The sequence below is a fragment of the Aquamicrobium lusatiense genome, from assembly GCF_014201615.1.
Classification (GTDB): Bacteria; Pseudomonadota; Alphaproteobacteria; order Rhizobiales; family Rhizobiaceae; genus Mesorhizobium; species Mesorhizobium lusatiense.
Map to the genome: position 1 here is coordinate 373,654 of NZ_JACHEU010000001.1, position 17,280 is coordinate 390,933.

18 protein-coding genes and 1 riboswitch are annotated in these 17,280 nt (G+C 64.4%); of the genes, 7 read left to right on the top strand and 11 right to left on the bottom strand.

What is annotated here, in order from left to right; all coding sequences use genetic code 11:
* Positions 1–174: 174 nt before the first annotated feature.
* Complete coding sequence (locus tag HNR59_RS01930; protein ID WP_183825203.1) at positions 175–315, bottom strand: DUF1127 domain-containing protein; 141 nt, start codon at positions 313–315, stop codon at positions 175–177.
* Between the two features lie 136 nt (positions 316–451).
* The gene (locus tag HNR59_RS01935; protein ID WP_183825206.1) at positions 452–1,462 is read right to left on the bottom strand and encodes an NAD(P)H-quinone oxidoreductase; all 1,011 of its coding nucleotides are present in this window, start codon (positions 1,460–1,462) and stop codon (positions 452–454) included.
* A 135-nt stretch (positions 1,463–1,597) separates the two neighbouring features.
* On the opposite strand from HNR59_RS01935, the gene HNR59_RS01940 reads away from it, so the two are divergent.
* The 3 genes from HNR59_RS01940 (at position 1,598) to HNR59_RS01950 (ending at position 3,459) form a co-directional block, all read left to right on the top strand.
* A complete protein-coding gene (locus tag HNR59_RS01940; protein WP_183825209.1) occupies positions 1,598–1,792 on the top strand; it encodes a DUF1192 domain-containing protein in 195 nt (64 codons plus the stop codon).
* A gap of 123 nt (positions 1,793–1,915) precedes the next feature.
* Positions 1,916–3,163, top strand: a complete 1,248-nt coding sequence (locus HNR59_RS01945) for an MFS transporter (RefSeq protein ID WP_183825212.1) — start codon at positions 1,916–1,918, stop codon at positions 3,161–3,163.
* Positions 3,164–3,195: 32 nt separating this feature from the next.
* Entirely contained in the window at positions 3,196–3,459 is a 264-nt protein-coding gene (locus HNR59_RS01950) for an ArsR/SmtB family transcription factor (RefSeq protein ID WP_183825215.1), read from the top strand.
* A gap of 119 nt (positions 3,460–3,578) precedes the next feature.
* Here HNR59_RS01950 and rpmF read toward each other — a convergent pair whose 3' ends face one another.
* Complete coding sequence (gene rpmF, locus HNR59_RS01955; RefSeq protein WP_183825218.1) at positions 3,579–3,761, bottom strand: 50S ribosomal protein L32; 183 nt, start codon at positions 3,759–3,761, stop codon at positions 3,579–3,581.
* Between the two features lie 134 nt (positions 3,762–3,895).
* Positions 3,896–4,669, bottom strand: a complete 774-nt coding sequence (gene mtgA, locus HNR59_RS01960) for a monofunctional biosynthetic peptidoglycan transglycosylase (protein ID WP_183825221.1) — start codon at positions 4,667–4,669, stop codon at positions 3,896–3,898.
* Between the two features lie 83 nt (positions 4,670–4,752).
* On the opposite strand from mtgA, the gene HNR59_RS01965 reads away from it, so the two are divergent.
* On the top strand, positions 4,753–5,691 hold the full coding sequence (locus HNR59_RS01965) for a polyprenyl synthetase family protein (RefSeq protein WP_183831254.1): 939 nt from the start codon (positions 4,753–4,755) through the stop codon (positions 5,689–5,691).
* 195 nt (positions 5,692–5,886) lie between these two features.
* Entirely contained in the window at positions 5,887–8,202 is a 2,316-nt protein-coding gene (locus tag HNR59_RS01970) for a response regulator (RefSeq protein ID WP_183831256.1), read from the top strand.
* A gap of 10 nt (positions 8,203–8,212) precedes the next feature.
* Here the strand turns inward: HNR59_RS01970 and HNR59_RS01975 are convergent, their stop codons facing one another.
* The 3 genes from HNR59_RS01975 to HNR59_RS01985 all read right to left on the bottom strand — a co-directional run bounded on the left by HNR59_RS01975 (position 8,213) and on the right by HNR59_RS01985 (position 10,860).
* Complete coding sequence (locus HNR59_RS01975) at positions 8,213–9,064, bottom strand: lytic transglycosylase domain-containing protein (protein WP_183825224.1); 852 nt, start codon at positions 9,062–9,064, stop codon at positions 8,213–8,215.
* 4 nt (positions 9,065–9,068) lie between these two features.
* Entirely contained in the window at positions 9,069–10,325 is a 1,257-nt protein-coding gene (gene ispG, locus HNR59_RS01980) for a flavodoxin-dependent (E)-4-hydroxy-3-methylbut-2-enyl-diphosphate synthase (RefSeq protein WP_183825228.1), read from the bottom strand.
* 355 nt (positions 10,326–10,680) lie between these two features.
* Entirely contained in the window at positions 10,681–10,860 is a 180-nt protein-coding gene (locus HNR59_RS01985) for a YdcH family protein (RefSeq protein ID WP_183825231.1), read from the bottom strand.
* Positions 10,861–11,108: 248 nt separating this feature from the next.
* On the opposite strand from HNR59_RS01985, the gene HNR59_RS01990 reads away from it, so the two are divergent.
* Positions 11,109–11,312, top strand: a complete 204-nt coding sequence (locus HNR59_RS01990) for a YdcH family protein (protein ID WP_183825234.1) — start codon at positions 11,109–11,111, stop codon at positions 11,310–11,312.
* A 50-nt stretch (positions 11,313–11,362) separates the two neighbouring features.
* On the opposite strand, the gene HNR59_RS01995 is transcribed toward HNR59_RS01990, so the two are convergent.
* The 4 genes from HNR59_RS01995 to thiB form a co-directional block, all read right to left on the bottom strand.
* Positions 11,363–12,964, bottom strand: a complete 1,602-nt coding sequence (locus HNR59_RS01995) for a M48 family metalloprotease (RefSeq protein ID WP_246374455.1) — start codon at positions 12,962–12,964, stop codon at positions 11,363–11,365.
* A gap of 63 nt (positions 12,965–13,027) precedes the next feature.
* Positions 13,028–13,756 (bottom strand): thiamine ABC transporter ATP-binding protein, encoded by a 729-nt coding sequence (gene thiQ / locus HNR59_RS02000; protein WP_183825237.1) that lies wholly within the window; start codon positions 13,754–13,756, stop codon positions 13,028–13,030.
* Positions 13,753–15,381: a thiamine/thiamine pyrophosphate ABC transporter permease gene (gene thiP / locus HNR59_RS02005; protein ID WP_183825240.1), complete on the bottom strand. Its 1,629-nt coding sequence runs from the start codon at positions 15,379–15,381 to the stop codon at positions 13,753–13,755. The genes thiQ and thiP overlap by 4 nt, the downstream gene beginning before the upstream one ends.
* Before the next feature lie 6 nt (positions 15,382–15,387).
* The gene (gene thiB / locus HNR59_RS02010) at positions 15,388–16,386 is read right to left on the bottom strand and encodes a thiamine ABC transporter substrate binding subunit (protein WP_183825243.1); all 999 of its coding nucleotides are present in this window, start codon (positions 16,384–16,386) and stop codon (positions 15,388–15,390) included.
* A gap of 42 nt (positions 16,387–16,428) precedes the next feature.
* A riboswitch (TPP riboswitch) is annotated at positions 16,429–16,544 on the bottom strand.
* Between the two features lie 87 nt (positions 16,545–16,631).
* Between thiB and HNR59_RS02015 the strand changes: the two genes are divergently transcribed.
* On the top strand, positions 16,632–17,279 hold the full coding sequence (locus HNR59_RS02015; RefSeq protein ID WP_183825246.1) for a thiamine diphosphokinase: 648 nt from the start codon (positions 16,632–16,634) through the stop codon (positions 17,277–17,279).
* Position 17,280: the final 1 nt, after the last annotated feature.

Below are 17,280 nucleotides of genomic sequence, written 5' to 3' on the forward strand. Positions count from 1 at the left end.
ATGTCGAGAAGGCCACAGGCCGACAGGCTCGAAATGATCTTATTATGTGCAGTGCAACATAATGCACATCTGGCAGGCACAAAAACAAAACCCGCCGGACGAGGTCCAGCGGGCTCGGAGCCGGAGGCACTTTCTCAAGTGCCAGACATCAGCTCTGCTTGGGCGCTCTCAGGCTTAGAGAGCGGCGCGGGCAACCGAAGGAATGTCGGCGCGGTTGATGCCGAGATCCTTGAGCTCGCGGGTGTTCAGGCGGTTCAGCGCACGAACGGTTTCGTTGTAACGGCGCCAGTTCTTGTAAGATTGGATCAGGTTCATGTTTGCCTCCTAAGGGTGTATGAATTCGATGCCCTCTAGATAGGCTGTCCTGCCCAATTATTGAACAGACGCTTTTGCATAGCGGCAATGCGTTTGTGCATTGCAGCATAAATGAAAGGTTAAGCGAACCTTTCACTCATGCGACGTCGAGAACGATCTTGCCGATCGCCTCGCCGCTTTCCAGTCGCTCATGCGCGCGCCAGGCCTCCCGAAGCGGGAAGATCATGTCCATTACCGGCGCGACACGGCGACTGGCAAGAAGCGGCCAGACCTCCGCCTCCAGCGCCTGCGCGATCCTGCCCTTGAACTCGTCGCTGCGCGGCCTGAGCGTGGAGCCGGTATGCACCAGCCGCTTGGCCATCAGCCGGGCGAAATTGGCCGTCGCAGTCATGCCGCCCTGCACGGCAATCTGCACGATGCGGCCCTCCTCGGCTGCCGCCATGTAGTTGCGGTCGACATAGTCGCCTCCCACCATGTCCAGAATGACGTTGACGCCCTTACCGTCCGTGACCTCCCTGACGACCTTGACGAAATCCTCTTCGCGATAGTTTATCGCGCGCATGGCGCCAAGCTTCACACAGCTCTCGCATTTTTCCGCCGAACCGGCGGTGACGATCACCTGCGATCCCCGTGCGGTGGCAAGCTGGATCGCCGTCGTGCCGATGCCGGAGGTGCCGCCATGCACCAGCAGTGTCTCGCCGGACTGAAGGCCGCCACGCTCGAACACATTGTGCCAGACCGTGAAATAGGTCTCCGGCACGGCAGCAGCCTCGGTGAGGGTGAAGCCGGAGGGCACCGGCAAGGCATGGCTGGCGTGGACTTTCACATATTCGGCATAGCCGCCGCCCGGCGTCAGCGCGCATACCTGATCACCAACACGCCAGCGCGCAGCACCGTCTCCAAGGGCCGCCACCTCGCCGGCCACCTCCAGCCCCGGCAGATCGGAAGCGCCCGGTGGCGGCGGATAGGAACCGCTGCGCTGGGCGATATCAGGCCGGTTGACGCCGGCGGCACGCACGCGGATCAGGATTTCACCCGGCCCCGGCTGCGGCAAAGCACGCCGCTCCGGCTTGAGCACGGCCGGCCCGCCCGGTTCCGAAATGGCGACTGCCGTCATGGTTTCCGGCAAATTTTCGGTCCTCGTCATGCGACCTCTTCCTTTCCCGTCTCTGACAGCCCTGTTTGCACAGGACACCTGCCCTATCTATGCTTCTATCTATTCGGATTGACGGCGCAGGCAAACTGTCGATGCCGTACACAAAAGGATTTCCGGGGAACGACCATGGCGATCTTCCACGACGAACCGGCAAGAAAAAACACCCCTCATGAAATCGGCCAGGATCTGAGCCGGCTCTCGATTGACGATCTGCGGGCGCGCATCGACATGCTGCGCGGCGAGATCACACGCGTCGAGACAGAGCTGCACAGCAGAGGATCGACACGCTCGGCAGCCGAGGCGCTCTTTCGCCGCAGCTGACAGGCGGTGAAAAGCAGCACATCGCGACGCGGCATGGTCGCCAACCGGGGAGACGGCCACCGAAAAGCCTGAAACAATCTGCCGAGATACCCAGCAGACCTGATTCGACGCCGGACCCGCCAGATGCTTGCAGCCTACAGACCGATCCTGTCCCTCCTGCGTGGCACGGCCTTTCTCCTTGCCGCATCCGGTCTGCATGGTCTTCTTCTGCCCCTGCGCGGTCAGATGGAAGGTTTTTCGACCACCTCTCTCGGCCTGATCGGCACGGCATGGGCGGCCGGCTTCGTGCTTGGCTGCTATTTCGCCCCGCGCATCGTGCGCCGCGCCGGCCATGTGCGCGCCTTCGGCACCTTCGCCGCCTGCGGCGCCATCATCGCCCTGCTCACCGGTCTCGTCATCAACGAGGCAGCTTGGATCACGCTGCGCGCCTTCACCGGCTTCGTCATGGCCGGCGCATTCATGGTCATCGAGAGCTGGCTGAACGAAAAGTCCACCAACGAGAACCGCGGCACCGTCTTCGGCCTCTATATGATGGTCACCTACGCCTCGATCATGGGCGGGCAGATGATCGTCGCCGCGGGCGATGTCGGCTCGGCCTCGCTGTTCATGATCACCGGCATCTTCTTCTGTCTGTCGCTCATTCCCACGGCAGTCTCCACCGCTTCGCACCCGCAGCCTTTGCAGGATGTGTCGCTCGACCTGAAGGGGCTTTACGCCAACTCGCCCGTGTCAGCGCTGGCCTGCCTTCTGGTCGGCGTGGCCAATGGCGCATGGGGAACGCTCGGCGCCGTCTACGGCGCACGCATCGGCGTTTCCACCGCCGAAATCGCGCTGATGATGAGCCTCGTCGTCATTGCCGGCGCCTTCATGCAGCTTCCAGCCGGCCGCCTCTCCGACCGCACCGACCGCCGTTATGTTCTGGCTGCCGCCTCTCTTGGCGGCACGATCGTGGCCGTGCTGATCTTTCTGGTCCAGCCACGCTCCGGCATTTTCGTGCTGATCATGACTGCCGCCTATGGCGCCTTCGCCTATACGCTCTATTCGATTGCGGTCGCCCACGCCAACGACCACGCAAAGGCCGAGGAATTCGTCAAGGTATCCGGCGGGCTGCTGATTCTCTACGGCTTCGGCACCATGATCGGCCCCATGCTGGCGGCGGGCATGATGGAATGGTGGCGACCGGAGGGGCTGTTCCTCACCACCGCGCTCGCCCATCTTCTGATCGCGGGCTACACCATGCTGCGGATCAGGCGCCGGGCTCCGGTCCCGATCGAGGATCGTGAGGCTTTCAACACCCTTCCGGTGGAGCGGTCGATTACGCCGCAGTCTCTGACCCTCGATCCCCGCACAAAAAATGAAACCGACGGTTGAGAATTAAGCAAGTTTGACGCACTACTAGCATCATGATGCTTGCAGATGCATTCATGGCAATTGCCGATCCGAACCGGCGCTATATTCTGGAGGAACTCCGGCGTGGCCCGAAAACCGTTACTGAACTTGCATCGGGGCTTCCCGTCTCGCGGCCGGCCGTTTCCCAGCATCTGAAGGTGCTTCTGGACGCCGGGCTGGTCAGCGCGCAGGCGGAAGGAACCCGTCGCGTCTACAGTGTCAGCAACAATGGCTTCGTCAGCCTGAACCTGTGGCTTGACCAGTTCTGGGCCGTTTGAGGCCCGGGTCCGTTTCTCCGCGCGGTAGTGGCGGGTTGCGCGCGCGGTAGTGACAGGTTGCAGAAACGAAAAGACCGCCCGGAGGCGGTCTCTTCAAAATTCTTGCCGATCCTGAAGGATCAGCCTTCCTTCGGCGTCAGAACCTGACGACCGCGATACATGCCGGTCTTCAGGTCGACGTGATGCGGACGACGCATCTCGCCGGAGTTCTTGTCCTCGACATAGGTCGGCGCCTTGATCGCGTCGGCCGAACGGCGCATGCCGCGCTTGGACGGGGAGGTTTTTCGCTTCGGTACGGCCATGGATATGCTCCGCTCATGTTCGACAGCCCGCTTCGCCCTTGATCAAGGGCCGCCTGCAGGGCCAAATTCCAGATGAAAGTGGCGTGCCTATACACGTCCTGCAGCCTTTTGGCCAGCGGGGGGAGCTAAGTTTTTTAGCTGCGCGCCGATTTGAGGCAGCCGACATAGCTGCCCGAGCGGGCCGCGCGCCGCTCTATCAGGTTGGCGAGCCGGCGCAGGCCAGGACCAGGCTTTGCCGGATTGCGGGCCTCGGGATTGGGCAGCGTCACGGCCAGAAGCGCCGCCTGCCGGCGCGTCAGCTTCGAGGCGGAGACGCCGAAATGGTGCTGCGCAGCCGCCTCGATGCCATAGATGCCAGGCCCCCATTCGGCGATATTGAGATAGATTTCCATGATGCGCCGTTTCGACATCACCAGATCGACATAGACCGCAAGCGGCAGTTCGACGCCCTTGCGCAGCGTGGTGAGCGGCCTGTGCCACAGATAGAGGTTCTTCACCATCTGCATGGTGATCGTCGAAGCGCCCCGCGCACCGCCGCCGGACATCGCATCGGTGACAACCGCACGCAATTCACCCAGATCCACCCCATGATGCGAGCAGAACTGCCCGTCCTCGGACATGATCACGGAATGGGCGAGCACAGGCGCGATGTCGTCCAGCGGCACCCAGCGGCGATCGTAGCCCGAAAACGTGGCGAGGTCCTTCAGCATCAGCGTGGAAACCGGATGCACGAAGGACGGCAGGTAAAGCAGGGTCAGCACCGCCGGCACCAGTGCGATGACCACCGCAACCCGCACGAACGAGCGAATCCATCCCCGACGACCGCCTCTCGCCCGGGATCGGGAAGCCCTGCTCCGTTGCCGATGGACCAGCCCCTCGGTCTCCTGCTCTATGATCGGTTCCGACACCCGGCCGCTCCCGCCTTCTCCCTTCCCGCATAAAGGTGGTTGGCTTCTTGCGCAATGTCTGCGCGTCGGCTACCGCTCCCGGCATGGAAAACGATGCCCGAATTCGCTTCGAAACCCTGCTCGATGAACGCGCTCAGGCCGTAGAGACGCTGCTGCGCAGCATTCTCGATCAGAACCCGCTGCCCGGCGAGATCGTACGCCCGGAACGCCTGATCGATGCCATGCGCCATGGCGCGCTCAACGGCGGCAAGCGCCTGCGGCCCTTCCTTGTCATTGAAAGTGCCGCCCTGTTCGGTGCGAAGGCACGTCAGCCTGAAGCGGCGCGCGTGGCGGCCGCACTCGAATGCGTGCATTGCTATTCGCTGGTTCATGACGATCTGCCGGCGATGGATGACGACGACATGCGCCGGGGGCAGCCGACGGTCCACAAGGCCTTTGACGAGGCGACCGCCATTCTGGCCGGTGACGCGCTGCTGACGCTGGCCTTCGATATCCTCTCCGACGATGCCCATGACCGGGGCCCGGCAGCCGTGCCGCCAGCGGCGCGCCTTGCACTGGTGCGCGGCCTTGCCCGCGCCTCGGGGCCAGGCGGCATGGTCGGCGGCCAGATGCTCGATCTTTCCGCTGGGCAGGAAAAACCCGACGAAGCCGGCATCATCCGCCTGCAGGCGATGAAGACCGGCGCACTGTTCCGCTATGCCTGCGAGGCAGGCGCCATCGTGGCCGGCGCTGGCGAAGGCGACCGCGAGCGGCTGGCCGAATTCGGCTCGGCCATCGGGCTTGCCTTCCAGCTTGCCGACGATCTTCTCGACCTGACCGCCGACGCCAGCCAGCTTGGCAAGGCGACAGGCAAGGATGCCGCCGCCGGCAAAGCGACCCTTGCCGCGCTGCATGGGCCGGACTGGGCCCGCAGCCAGCTTCACGGCCTTGTCGAACAGGCATCCAGCCTGCTCGAACCCTTTGGCGAAAACGCCGCGATCCTCAGGCAGGCCGCCCGCTTCGTGGCCTATCGCGACAGGTGATCCCGCCGGTCCGGCCCGCAACGGAATGTTAATGGTATATGGAGCGTAATCCCGGCCACTGACGCATGTCGCCCGAAAGTGCGAACCGCCGCTTTCGGGACAACGACCTGCGCAGAACAAGACCAGAAGCGTAAGGCGCGAATCCGAAAGATCGCGACACGCTCTGGAATTGCGTAGATGGGTTGGGGACTGCGCATGCCGGAATATTCGTCGTTCATCCGGTCGGTCCGGATCAGATATCTTTCCGGCCTCACCGTGCTGGCGCTGTCGGTGATCGGCCTCATCGCGGCCCTCAACCATATCAACACCTACCGCAACCGCGTCGACATGCTGAGCGCGCTCATCGCCAGCTTCGGCACCAGCCTCGACAACGCGGCGAACTTTGCTGAAAACGCCGCATCCGCATGGCACGTCACGGCGAAGGAAGAATTTACCGGATCGGCCGGCCTGCATGCCCGCAAGCTGATGCAGGGCATCGAGGAAATTACCGACGATCTGGCGGAACTCACGCCCCGGATGACGCAAAAAACGACCGACGCGCTTGCGGCGGCCTCGGTCAATCGCGATCTCATGTGGTCGGCGCGCGACATGGCCCGCAACCTCGCGCTGATGACGCAGGCAAAAAGCCTCGACGACTGGAACCACCGCGACATCCTCAACCAGAACACCCTGTTTGCGCAGCCCCTGCTGATGCGGGCGCGCGTCGCGCTGGATGGCGAGCGCCGGCTGGCCGATGCCCGCTCATCAAACCTGCTCATGTGGGGAACGATCGTCTTCGCGCTGACGCTGGCGGGCGTCACCTTCTGGATCTTCCGGCCGATGGAAAAGGCCATCCGGCGCGCCTTCGCCCGCACGGCGGAATCGCTCAAGCGCGCCGAGGAAGCCGACCGCGCCAAATCCGAGTTCCTCGCCAATATGAGCCATGAGATCCGCACGCCGATGAATGGCGTTCTCGGCATGGCGGAACTGCTGGCCAACACCGACCTGACCCCGCGCCAGAAGACCTTTACCGACGTGATCGTGAAATCCGGCCATGCGTTGCTGACCATCATCAACGACATTCTGGACTTCTCCAAGATCAACGCAGGCCAGCTGACGCTGAGCCCCGCGCCCTTCCGGCTGAGCGAAGCCGTGGAGGACGTGGCCACGCTGGTTTCGGCGCGCGTCGCCGAGAAGAACCTCGAACTGATCGTGCGTGTCGATCCCCGCCTGCCGCATTTCATGGTGGGTGATGCCGGCCGCCTGCGCCAGATCATCACCAACCTGCTCGGCAATGCCGTGAAATTCACCGAGAAGGGCCATGTCCTGGTCGATGTCAGCGGCGAGGTTGTGGACGGCATCGCAATGCTGAAGGTCAGCGTCGAGGACACCGGCATCGGCATTCCCGCGGAAAAGCTGGAAAGCGTGTTCGAGAAATTCGCGCAGGTGGACGCCTCCTCGACCCGCCGCCATGAGGGCACCGGCCTCGGCCTTGCCATCGGAGCCCGTCTGGTGGAGCTGATGGGCGGCGAGATGGGCGTGAGCAGCGAGCCGGGCCGCGGTTCCATCTTCTGGTTCAGGGTGCCGATGCCGGTCCACGACACCCATGTAGACGACGAGAACGTCCCCGGAGACGTGACCGGCGCGCGGGTGCTGATCATCGACGACAATCCGGTCAACCGCGACATCTTGCTGGAACAGCTGCGGAGCTGGGGCTTCGATTGCGCAGCCGCCGAAAGCGGCGCCGTCGGCCTCGCCTTCCTCGAACGGGCAAGCCAGCTCGGCGCCTGCGTCGACTGCATCATCCTCGACTACCAGATGCCGGGCATGAACGGCGCGGACGTGGCGCGCGCGCTTGCCACCGACAGCCGCTTCTCCTCCATACCCGTGGTGCTCCTGACATCGGTCGATCAGGTGGATTTCGGCCGTCTGGTCATCGATTACGGCATCGCCGCGCACCTCACCAAGCCGGCCCGCTCGGTCGTGCTCCTGGGAACCATCATATCGACCATCCAGAAGGCGCGCATGCAGCCGGGTGCGACACAGTTCGTGCGCGAACCGCCACGGCCTTTACAGGCCGTGCGGAAGATCGAGAAGCCGGTCCTCGTTTCGGTTTCAGGCAATGATATGGCTGACGGATCGATCGACATCCTGATTGCCGAGGACAATGAGGTGAACCAGCTGGTGTTCAGCCAGATCCTCAATGGGCTCGGCCTCAGCTATCGCATCGCCGGCAACGGCCGCACTGCGATCGACATGCACCGGGCGCTGAACCCGAGGCTGATCCTCATGGATGTCTCGATGCCCGACATGAACGGATATGAGGCAACCCGCGCCATCCGGGCCTCGGAAGCTGTCAGCGGCCACCGCATCCCGATCATCGGCGTGACGGCACACGCCCTCAAGGGCGACCGCGAGAAATGCCTCGATTCCGGGATGGACGATTACCTGCCCAAGCCCGTATCGCCCGACCGGCTGGCCGCCAAGATCGGCAACTGGCTGGGCGAGACGCTGACTGCCAGAACAGGCTGATCTTCAGTCCTCAGCGGTTGCGCAGCACCACGCAGGAGCCGCCGGAGCCGCGCAGCTTCTGGCAGATCGTGTCGGCTTGCGAACGGCTTTCCGCACCGATGCGCACCGCATAGATGCCACGCCGTCCGCGCGGCGAGCGCACCCGGCTTACCACCGGATCATGCCCTTCGAGCACGCTGGAATGGCGCGCCTGCAAGCGCTGCCACTGCCGGATCACCGCCGCCCGGTTGAAGCCGCCGGCCACCTGCACGCCCCATGGCTGGACCGTCACCGTCGCCATGGCGATGGTCGACGGCGCGGAAACCGGCAGGCGCCGGCAGGCCGGGCCGAAGCCGAGCGCGGTATGCAGCGGCTGCACCTTGCCGGCATAGGCCCTGTCCGAAAACACATCGGCCGGTTCGCCCATGATGTCGAGCACGTAGTTTTCCGTCTCCAGCGGCAGGAAACCGCCGGAGGAGAGCCATCGCGCCACCCGGTTCTCGCCGGCATTGTAGGCAGCGGCAGCCAGTCCCAGATTGCCGAAACTCCGCTTCAGTTCGCCCAGATAGGCGGCCGAGGCCGGGATTGCCTGCTCGATGTCGAAGGAATCGGCCAGTCCGCGAATTTTCGCGGTGCCCGGCATGAACTGGGCGATGCCTTCCGCGCCCACCGGGCTCACCGCGTTGGGATCGAAGCGGCTTTCCTTCCAGATCAGCCGCGCGAAGAAATCACGCGGCAGCCCGGCACGATCCGAATGAAACTCGATGAGGTCACATACCCGATCGATCAGCCGCTCCCGCGCCGGCTTCGGCGGATCTGCACAGGCGGCATTGGCGGCACAGGCGCCGATCAGGACAGCGATCAGCGGCGCGGCCAGACGCATGGCTTCACTCGGCAGCTCTGGCCGTGATCCCCATGCCGAAACGGTTTTCGATGTATTCGGAAACCATTTTCTCGAAATCGGCGGCGATGTTGGGTCCGCGCAGCGTCGCCGCCTTCTGGCCGTCGATGAACACGGGTGCGGAGGGCGTCTCGCCGGTGCCGGGCAGAGATATGCCGATATCGGCATGCTTGGATTCGCCCGGTCCGTTGACGATGCAGCCCATGACGGCCACCTTGAGCTGTTCCACGCCCGGATATTTCGTGCGCCACACGGGCATGTTGCGGCGAATGTCCGCCTGGATGTTCTGCGCCAGTTCCTGAAACACGGTCGAGGTCGTGCGTCCGCAGCCCGGACAGGCGGCGACGATCGGCACGAACTGGCGAAAGCCCATGGTCTGGAGCAGTTCCTGCGACACCTGCACCTCGCGCGTGCGGTCGCCGCCGGGCTCAGGCGTCAGCGAGATGCGAATGGTGTCGCCGATGCCCTGCTGGAGCAGGATGCCCATCGAGGCCGAGGAGGCGACAATGCCTTTCGATCCCATGCCGGCTTCGGTGAGGCCAAGATGCAGCGCATGGTCGCAGCGCCGTGCCAGCTCGGCATAGACGGCGATCAGGTCCTGCACGCCGCTGACCTTGGCCGAAAGGATGATGCGGTTGCGGCCAAGACCGATCTCTTCCGCCATATGCGCCGACAGGATGGCCGACTGCACGATCGCCTCGCGCGTCACCTGCTGCGCGGTCATCGGAAAGCCGTTGGCCTGGTTCTCGTCCATCAGCCGCGTCAGCAGTTCCTGATCGAGCGAGCCCCAGTTGACGCCGATGCGCACCGGCTTGTCGTAGCGGATCGCCATTTCCACGATATCGGCGAACTGTTTGTCCTTCTTGTCCTTGAAGCCGACATTGCCGGGATTGATGCGGTACTTGGCCAGCGCTTCGGCGCAGGCCGGATGGTCGGCCAGAAGCTTGTGGCCGATGTAGTGGAAATCGCCGACCAGCGGCACGTTGATGCCGAGCCGCGCCAGCCTGTCGCGGATCTTCGGCACGGCCGCAGCGCTCTCGTCGCGGTCCACCGTGATGCGCACCAGTTCGGAACCGGCCCGATGCAGGGCGGCCACCTGCGCGACCGTGCCGTCGATGTCGGCCGTGTCGGTATTGGTCATCGACTGCACCACGACAGGCGCATCGCCGCCGACCATGACGCCGCCGACATCGACGCCGACCGAGGCGCGGCGCGGGAACGGAGAGGAAAAATACCCGGTCATACCGGCTGCCTCTGACATTATTCCATGGACTTGTCCGCATCCCGCGGGACGCGTCGCAAACCCTGCTGCAACACATTCTGCATACCGGTCCGGGATAGCGCGACCGGCAGAACAGGCACCGGCACGCGCAGACCAGGCACGCGAAACTCTGCCATGAGGTGGAGGACGCAACCGATCTTGTCAATGCCGCCAATGCACACGGCTGCCATGTGATGGAAAATCACATCAAGCGCGGGCGCCCACAGACATCGTCAGGATGCGGCTGATTGTCGATCCGGCAAAACGGCTGACCAGCCAGCGGCCTGACGCCGCTGACCGGGTCTGCCTTGTTTCCGGCTGTCAGGCCGGCGGAAATTCAGTGAGAGGTTGGTTGGGACTTGAGTTTCTCAATCTCGTCCTTGAGGGCCAGCTTGCGTCGCTTCAGGTTGGCGATTTCGAGAGCATCGATGGATGGATGCAGCATCGCCGCGTTGATCTGCCGCTCGATATCGCTGTGCTTCCTGCTGAGTTCGTCAAGATGGGATGCAAGAGACATGATTGGTTCTCCCTTTCATGGTTTCCTCGATTGCGGCCGCCACCGATGTTGCCAGTCCACATTTGTGACGGCTGCATGACACTGTGCCATCAACGGCGGCGGTTGTCGAACGCATAAGGGTTGCATTCCACCCTTGGCCAAAATGTGGTAGTGATTTGCCAGCGAGCGGTTTTTTCGAGCCTCTCCCCCTCCTAATCGGATACCCGTTGCAGCATGCGGCGGGCGTCGAATTTTATATATGGTAGGTAATGTCCGAGCAGGAACAGGCCGAGATTCGACTCGAATTTGCGCGTTTGAAGCAGGACCATGCCGATTTCGACGCCGCGATAAACGCCATGATCGCCACGGGCTGTGATCCGTTGCAGATCCAGCGCATGAAGAAGAAGAAGCTGGCGCTGAAAGACAGGCTGCGCACGCTGGAAGATCGCATCATTCCCGACATCATCGCCTGAGGCAGACGGCATAGCCGACGCGACGACACGGAAGAACGCCGTGGCGGCACCTACCTGTCGGTGACGATCTTGACCTTGTCTCCGGCTGAAAGCGTCGCTCCCGGCGCCAGCGCATTCAGCACCCGAAACAGGTCGAGCTTGCGATCGACGCCTACCATCTGCGCCGCCAGCATGCCCATGGTCTGGCCGGGCCTGACGGTCACGACCCGGATGCGAAGCGGCTTGAGGGCATCCTTCTCCGCCTGCGTAAGAACCCGGAAGGAGCCGCCGACCGCCCTTGCCACGCTGTCGAGCGACGTGCTGGCTGCGGGTGCCGCGGTCAAAAGCCGGTAGACCTGACTGCCGGCCCGGATCACGGTGACGTCGAACTGCCAGCCTTCGGCCCGCGCCCGCGCGGTTGCCGCCGGGCTGCCGTTGATGGTCGTTTCACGCACACTGTCCGTTTCGAGGCCCGCCACCCAGCCGCTGCGGATATAGTCTGACAGCGAGCGGTTCGGATCGAGCGACACGCCATCGAAGCGCACCGCCATGTCGCCCGGACCCGTAGCGGTCACGGCGGCGGCCGAATTGTCGATCATGAAGCCATCCGGCACGGAGAAGGAGATGCCGAGCTTCGGATGCAGGAAATTGTTGCCGCGCACATAGCCTTCATCGGGCGTGTCGCCATAGAGCAGACCGTCTATGCCGGCCAGATAGCTGTCGCGATCGCGCGTACCGGTGCCCGGCTGGCCGAACTGGCGCGCGTGGCGCAGCGCCAGTTCGATGCGCTGCGGTGTATTCGGATGTGTCGCGAGAAAATCGAGACTGGCGTCGGTCGCTCCGCTGACCGAGCGGAAATCGGTGTAGGCCGACATGGATTGCAGGAAGCGGCTCGCCGCATAAGGATCATAGCCCGCCTCACCCACCGACCGGATGCCGATGACGTCGGCTTCCAGTTCCTGATTGCGCGAGAACTGGGCGAGCCTCAGCTTGCCGCGGATGAGGGCTGCCTTGGCGGTCGGGCTGTCGCCCAGAACGTCGGAGACGACCTTGGTGGCCAGTCCCTCTTCCGCTTCCAGCCGCTGCCTCTGGAGCCCGTGATTGGCGGTGACGTGGCCCATCTCATGCGCCACCACAGCCGCCAGCTCCGATGAATCATTGGCGAGCGCCAAAAGCCCGCGCGTGATGTAGAGATAGCCGCCCGGCAGCGCGAAGGCGTTGACGTTGGGCGAATTGAGAATGGTGATGCGGTAGTTCTGGGTCGGATTCGCCGAAACCGTGGTCAGGCTGCCGATGACCTTGGCCACCATGCGCTCCAGCTTGGGATCGGAATATTCGCCGCCATAGGTCGCCAGAATTCTGGGATGCTGCGCGCGCGCCAGTTCCGCCAGCTTATTGTTGGCGGTGACGTTGTCCACCGTCACGGGCTTCGCGGATGGCCGGAACGCCGATTCCTGCATGTCCGGAGGCACGATGGCCTGACATGAAGCCAGCGCCAGAGCGACGCCCGCGAGCAGGAAAGCTCGGGCCGGGAACTGCTTGCGTTCGGGCTTGACGACGGACGACAGTTGAACTTCCTTTCCACGGCTGTGGCGCCGGCCGCACCCGCCCGGATCTGACCATACCGGACCTGACCAGGCACCAAACGGCCACGATTCGGCCAGTCCTGCCATATTCCCTAATGTCGCATTGATGGCAAATTATGTCCGCATGCGGGCAAACCTGCGCGCCACCCCTCAGGAAAACCCGATATAGCGCCGAAACGCCTCCGGTCCAGCCTCGCCGAAGAAGTCGCCGATCGGGCCGCTCGCCACGGGTTTGCCGGCTTCGATGAAGGTCATGTCGTGAGAAATGCGCCGTGCATCCTCGGGCTGATGGGTCACGAACAGAACCGTCATGTTGCGCTCGGCCTGCAAACCGGCCACCAGATCCAGCATGTCCTCCCGCAGGGCCGGTCCCAGCGAAGCGAAGGGCTCGTCGAGCAGCAGCACCGGCCGCTCGCGCACCAGAACCCGCGCCAGCGCCACCCTCTGGCGCTCGCCGCCCGACAGTTCGCGCGGCAGCCGCCGCCCCTTGCCGGAAAGCCCGGTGCGCTCCAGCGCCTGCGCCACCGCCGCGCGGTCGGCATCGGTGAGGCGCAGCGACGGCGAGCGGCCGAGCCCGACATTCTGCTCCGCCGAAAGATGCGCGAACAGATTGTTTTCCTGAAACACCATGGAGACGGGCCGGGACGCCGGCGGATCGCCGGTCACGTCGCGCGCGCCGATCAGCACCCGGCCGCTCTGCGGCATCTCGAAACCGGCCACCAGATTGAGAAGCGTGGATTTGCCCGATCCGCTCGGCCCCATGATGGCGGTGATGCAGCCCGGCCGGAACGTCACATCGAAGGCGAATGCCGTCTCGCCATAGCTGAACGCCACCTTGTCCAGACGGACCTCCACGCCGGATGCTGCCGGTTGGGTCATGGCTTCGTCTCCCTCGCCAGCCGGGCGGACAGGAACATCAGGGCGAGACAGGCGAGCCCGAGAAGCAGCGCCAGCCCCGCCGCGTCCGCAGTACGGTAGCTGCCCATGCGCGCCAGAAGCAGATAGGGCAGCGTCTGCACCGCATCGGAGCCGAACAGCGCGATGACGCCCAGATCGCCCAGCGACAGCGCCATGGCGAAGGCGGCGGCGGTGGCCAGAGGCCGGCGCAGCGAAGGCCAGTCGATCAGCCGAAACCGCGTCCAGCCGCCGATGCCGAGCTGTGCGCACAGCCGCTCGTGACGGGCGCTTGCCGCATCATAGGCCGGGCGCAAAGCCCTCAGCGCAAAGGGCATCGCCATCACCGCATTGACGGTGACGACCAGCACCGGCGCGAAAGCGAACACATCGGCCACATGGCGTAGCAAGATGAACCAGCCCGCCCCGACGACGATGGGCGGCACCACCAGAACGAAGCCTGCTCCCGTATCGGTGAGATATTCGAGCAAGGGCCTACGCGCGCCGGCGCGGTGCAGGGCAAGCGCCTGCCTTGCCATCACCAGCGCCATGGAAAGGGCTGCCGCCAGCAACGCCGACAACAGCGCCAGAACGAGGCTGGTCAGCGCGGCGCGCTGCACGGCGGGCTCCATAACGAGACGGCCAAGCTCGGCCTGCAGCCCCGCCGCCACGGTGGCCGCCATGGGTCCGGCCACGAACAGCAGGGCGAGCAGGATCAACGCGCCGTTCAGCGCCGTCTCCCCGCCGCTCACCGAAACGAACCGCCGTGGTGCCACCGAGAGGCTGGCCTCGGCCACGGTGCCGGCCCCGAAACGGCTGAGAACGAAGACGATGGCGAGCGTCAGCACGATCTGCAAAGCGGTCAGTGCCACGGCGCGCGCGGGATCGAAATCGAAGCGCAGCGCCTGATAGATCGCCACTTCCAGTGTGGTGGCGCGCGGGCCGCCGCCGAGCGTCAAAACGATGGTGAAGGAGGTCACGCACAGCATGAACACCAGCCCGGCGACACCCGGCAGCGCCTGCCGCAGCACCGGCCATTCGATCAGCCTGAAGCCGGCGCGCGCGCCCATGCCAAGCTGGCTCGCCAGCCGCCACTGGTCCGCCGGCACTGTCTGCAAGGCCTCGACGAACAGGCGCGTCGCCAGCGGCAGATTGAAGAACACATGCGCTACGAGGATACCGGAAAGCCCGTAGATGCCCGGCCACGTCTCGCCACCCAGCATCGAAAGAAAGCCGGCGAAATAACCGGCCCGACCATAGAGCGCCAGCACGCCAAGTGCGGCCACGAGTGCCGGCAGAGCCAGCGGCACCGCAAAAAGCTGAAGGATCAGGCCCCGCCCCGGAAAATCCGGATGGCGCACGAAAGCCCGCGCCACGAACAGCGCCGGCACGACCGACAAAAGCGTAGACAACAGCGCCTGCCACAGCGTGAAGCGGGCAACCCTGAACAGGTAGGGGTCGAAAGCGGCAATCGCTCCGGAAAGATCGCGCATGCCCTCCACGATCAGCCCGGCGAAGGCCCCGCCGATCAGCAGCGAGATCGCCGCCAGCGCCACGATGCCGGCGGCGACGCGCGGATCCCTGTATTCGGAGGCGACGCGATCGGCCAAGTTTTCTTACCGGCCCATCACGGACAGCCACTCGTCCACCCATGCCTTGCGGTTGTCGGCGACCTCCTGCGGGCTGAATTGCAGGGCCTTTGCCGGCTTCACGAGCTTGTCGAAGGCAGGGTCGAGCGGCTTGTCGGTCTTCGCCGCCGGATACATCCACTGCGTTTCCGGCACCGCGTCCTGGAAACCCGGACCGGTCATGAAGGCGAGGAACTTTCCGGCCAGCGGATTCTTCGCTCCGGTAACGGTGATGCCGGCCACCTCGACCTGAAGATAATGCCCTTCCGCAAAGGCGGCGGCCTGATAGCGGTCGCTCTTGTCGGCGATCATGTGATAGGCGGGCGAGGTCGTGTAGGAGAGCACCATCGGCGCCTCGCCCTTGGTGAACAGCCCATAGGCCTCGCTCCAGCCCGGCGTGACCGTCAGCACGCGGTCCTTGAGCTTCCCCCATGCCGCACCCGCCTCGTCGCCATAGACCGAGCGCACCCACAGAAGCAGGCCGAGCCCCGGCGTCGAGGTGCGCGGGTCCTGGATGACGATTTTTTGCTTCGCGTCGCCTTCGACCAGTTCCTTGAGGCTGGCCGGCGGGTTGGGCAGCTTTTCCGTGTCATAGACCACGGCGAAATAGCCGTAGTCGTAGGGCACGAACATGTCATCGTCCCAGCCGCCCGGAACGTCGACCCGCGGCGTCGCACCATTGGCGACGAACAGGCCTGTGCCCCGCGCCTCGGCGGTGAGATTTGTGTCGAGACCGAGCACGATGTCGGCCTTGGTGGACGCGCCTTCGAGCTTCACCCGGTTGAGCAGGGCGACCCCGTCGGCCACCGAGACGAAATCGACCTCGCAGCCGCATTCGGCCTCGAAATTCGCCTTCACCTGTGGGCCGGGGCCCCATTCGGCGGTGAAGCTGTCATAGGTGTAGATGGTGAGCCTGCCTTCCGCCGAAGCCGGTGCGGCGGCCAGCACGGCTGCGACCGACAGAAAGGATAAGAGCATCGTGCGCATCGGCGCCTCCTTGGTTGCGTTTCAGGGGGTCGAGGCGCCGGATGTCCGACAGCTTCTAATCCCTCCGCCGGTACAAACCGGATCAGGTTCAGCGGGTTGGCGTGGTCTCGCCTCTCAGCCGGGCCGCAATGACGCGTCCGGCACCCCGTTAGAGCATCTTCAGAAATAGGCCCCCATGCGGCGGGAAGCAAGAGCGATGCCCCGCCCTTCCGTTCCTCCGGCGGGACTGCTAATGCCCTGATCCCATGAGCCGATACACCATCCTTCTCGGCGGCGAGCTTGTCCGCACCCCCGCCCTCGATCGCCAGATCGCCGGCACGCGCTTCATCGCCGCCGATTCCGGCATCCGCCACGCCGAGACGCTCGGCATCGTTCCCGAGCTGTGGGTGGGCGATTTCGATTCCGCGCCGCCGGACCTGCCGGATCATCTGGCATCGGTGCCGACGCAGAAATTCCCTGCCGACAAGGACAGCACCGACGGCGAACTGGCGGTAGACATCGCCCTTGAACAGGGCGCGACCGCGCTGGTGCTGGCCGGCGCTTTCGGCGGCGCGCGCGCCGACCACGCGTTCCTGCACCTTGCGCTGGCGCTGCGGCTGGCAGAGGCGGGAACCGAGGTGCTGCTGACGAGCGGCACGCAGGAAGGCCGCCCGCTCCTCCATCGCAAGACCACAGTCTTCGATTATTCGGACGGCACGCTGTTCTCGATCCTCGGCTTTTCGGAGCTGACCGGCCTGACCGTGCACGGCGCGAAATGGCCGCTTGAAGCCGTGCGCGTCCCGTTCGGTTCGTCGCTGACGATGTCGAACGAGGTGCGCGGCCGGCTCGGCGTCGGGCTTGAACAGGGCCGCGCCCTGCTCGTCGCCCATCCACTTACTTCAAAAGAGGGCTGAC

Excerpts from the sequence above, each read along its gene's own strand:
- thiB (WP_183825243.1), bottom strand. The coding sequence starts at position 16,386 with ATGCGCACGATGCTCTTATCCTTTCTGTCGGTCGCAGCCGTGCTGGCC.
- ispG (WP_183825228.1), bottom strand. The coding sequence starts at position 10,325 with ATGACCGGGTATTTTTCCTCTCCGTTCCCGCGCCGCGCCTCGGTCGGC.
- HNR59_RS01945 (WP_183825212.1), top strand. The coding sequence starts at position 1,916 with ATGCTTGCAGCCTACAGACCGATCCTGTCCCTCCTGCGTGGCACGGCC.
- HNR59_RS01930 (WP_183825203.1), bottom strand. The coding sequence starts at position 315 with ATGAACCTGATCCAATCTTACAAGAACTGGCGCCGTTACAACGAAACC.
- HNR59_RS01995 (WP_246374455.1), bottom strand. The coding sequence starts at position 12,964 with ATGGCAGGACTGGCCGAATCGTGGCCGTTTGGTGCCTGGTCAGGTCCG.
- HNR59_RS01985 (WP_183825231.1), bottom strand. The coding sequence starts at position 10,860 with ATGTCTCTTGCATCCCATCTTGACGAACTCAGCAGGAAGCACAGCGAT.
- HNR59_RS01970 (WP_183831256.1), top strand. The coding sequence starts at position 5,887 with ATGCCGGAATATTCGTCGTTCATCCGGTCGGTCCGGATCAGATATCTT.
- HNR59_RS01975 (WP_183825224.1), bottom strand. The coding sequence starts at position 9,064 with ATGCGTCTGGCCGCGCCGCTGATCGCTGTCCTGATCGGCGCCTGTGCC.
- HNR59_RS01935 (WP_183825206.1), bottom strand. The coding sequence starts at position 1,462 with ATGACGAGGACCGAAAATTTGCCGGAAACCATGACGGCAGTCGCCATT.
- HNR59_RS01965 (WP_183831254.1), top strand. The coding sequence starts at position 4,753 with ATGGAAAACGATGCCCGAATTCGCTTCGAAACCCTGCTCGATGAACGC.
- HNR59_RS02015 (WP_183825246.1), top strand. The coding sequence starts at position 16,632 with ATGAGCCGATACACCATCCTTCTCGGCGGCGAGCTTGTCCGCACCCCC.
- thiQ (WP_183825237.1), bottom strand. The coding sequence starts at position 13,756 with ATGACCCAACCGGCAGCATCCGGCGTGGAGGTCCGTCTGGACAAGGTG.
- HNR59_RS01990 (WP_183825234.1), top strand. The coding sequence starts at position 11,109 with ATGTCCGAGCAGGAACAGGCCGAGATTCGACTCGAATTTGCGCGTTTG.
- HNR59_RS01950 (WP_183825215.1), top strand. The coding sequence starts at position 3,196 with ATGATGCTTGCAGATGCATTCATGGCAATTGCCGATCCGAACCGGCGC.
- rpmF (WP_183825218.1), bottom strand. The coding sequence starts at position 3,761 with ATGGCCGTACCGAAGCGAAAAACCTCCCCGTCCAAGCGCGGCATGCGC.
- HNR59_RS01940 (WP_183825209.1), top strand. The coding sequence starts at position 1,598 with ATGGCGATCTTCCACGACGAACCGGCAAGAAAAAACACCCCTCATGAA.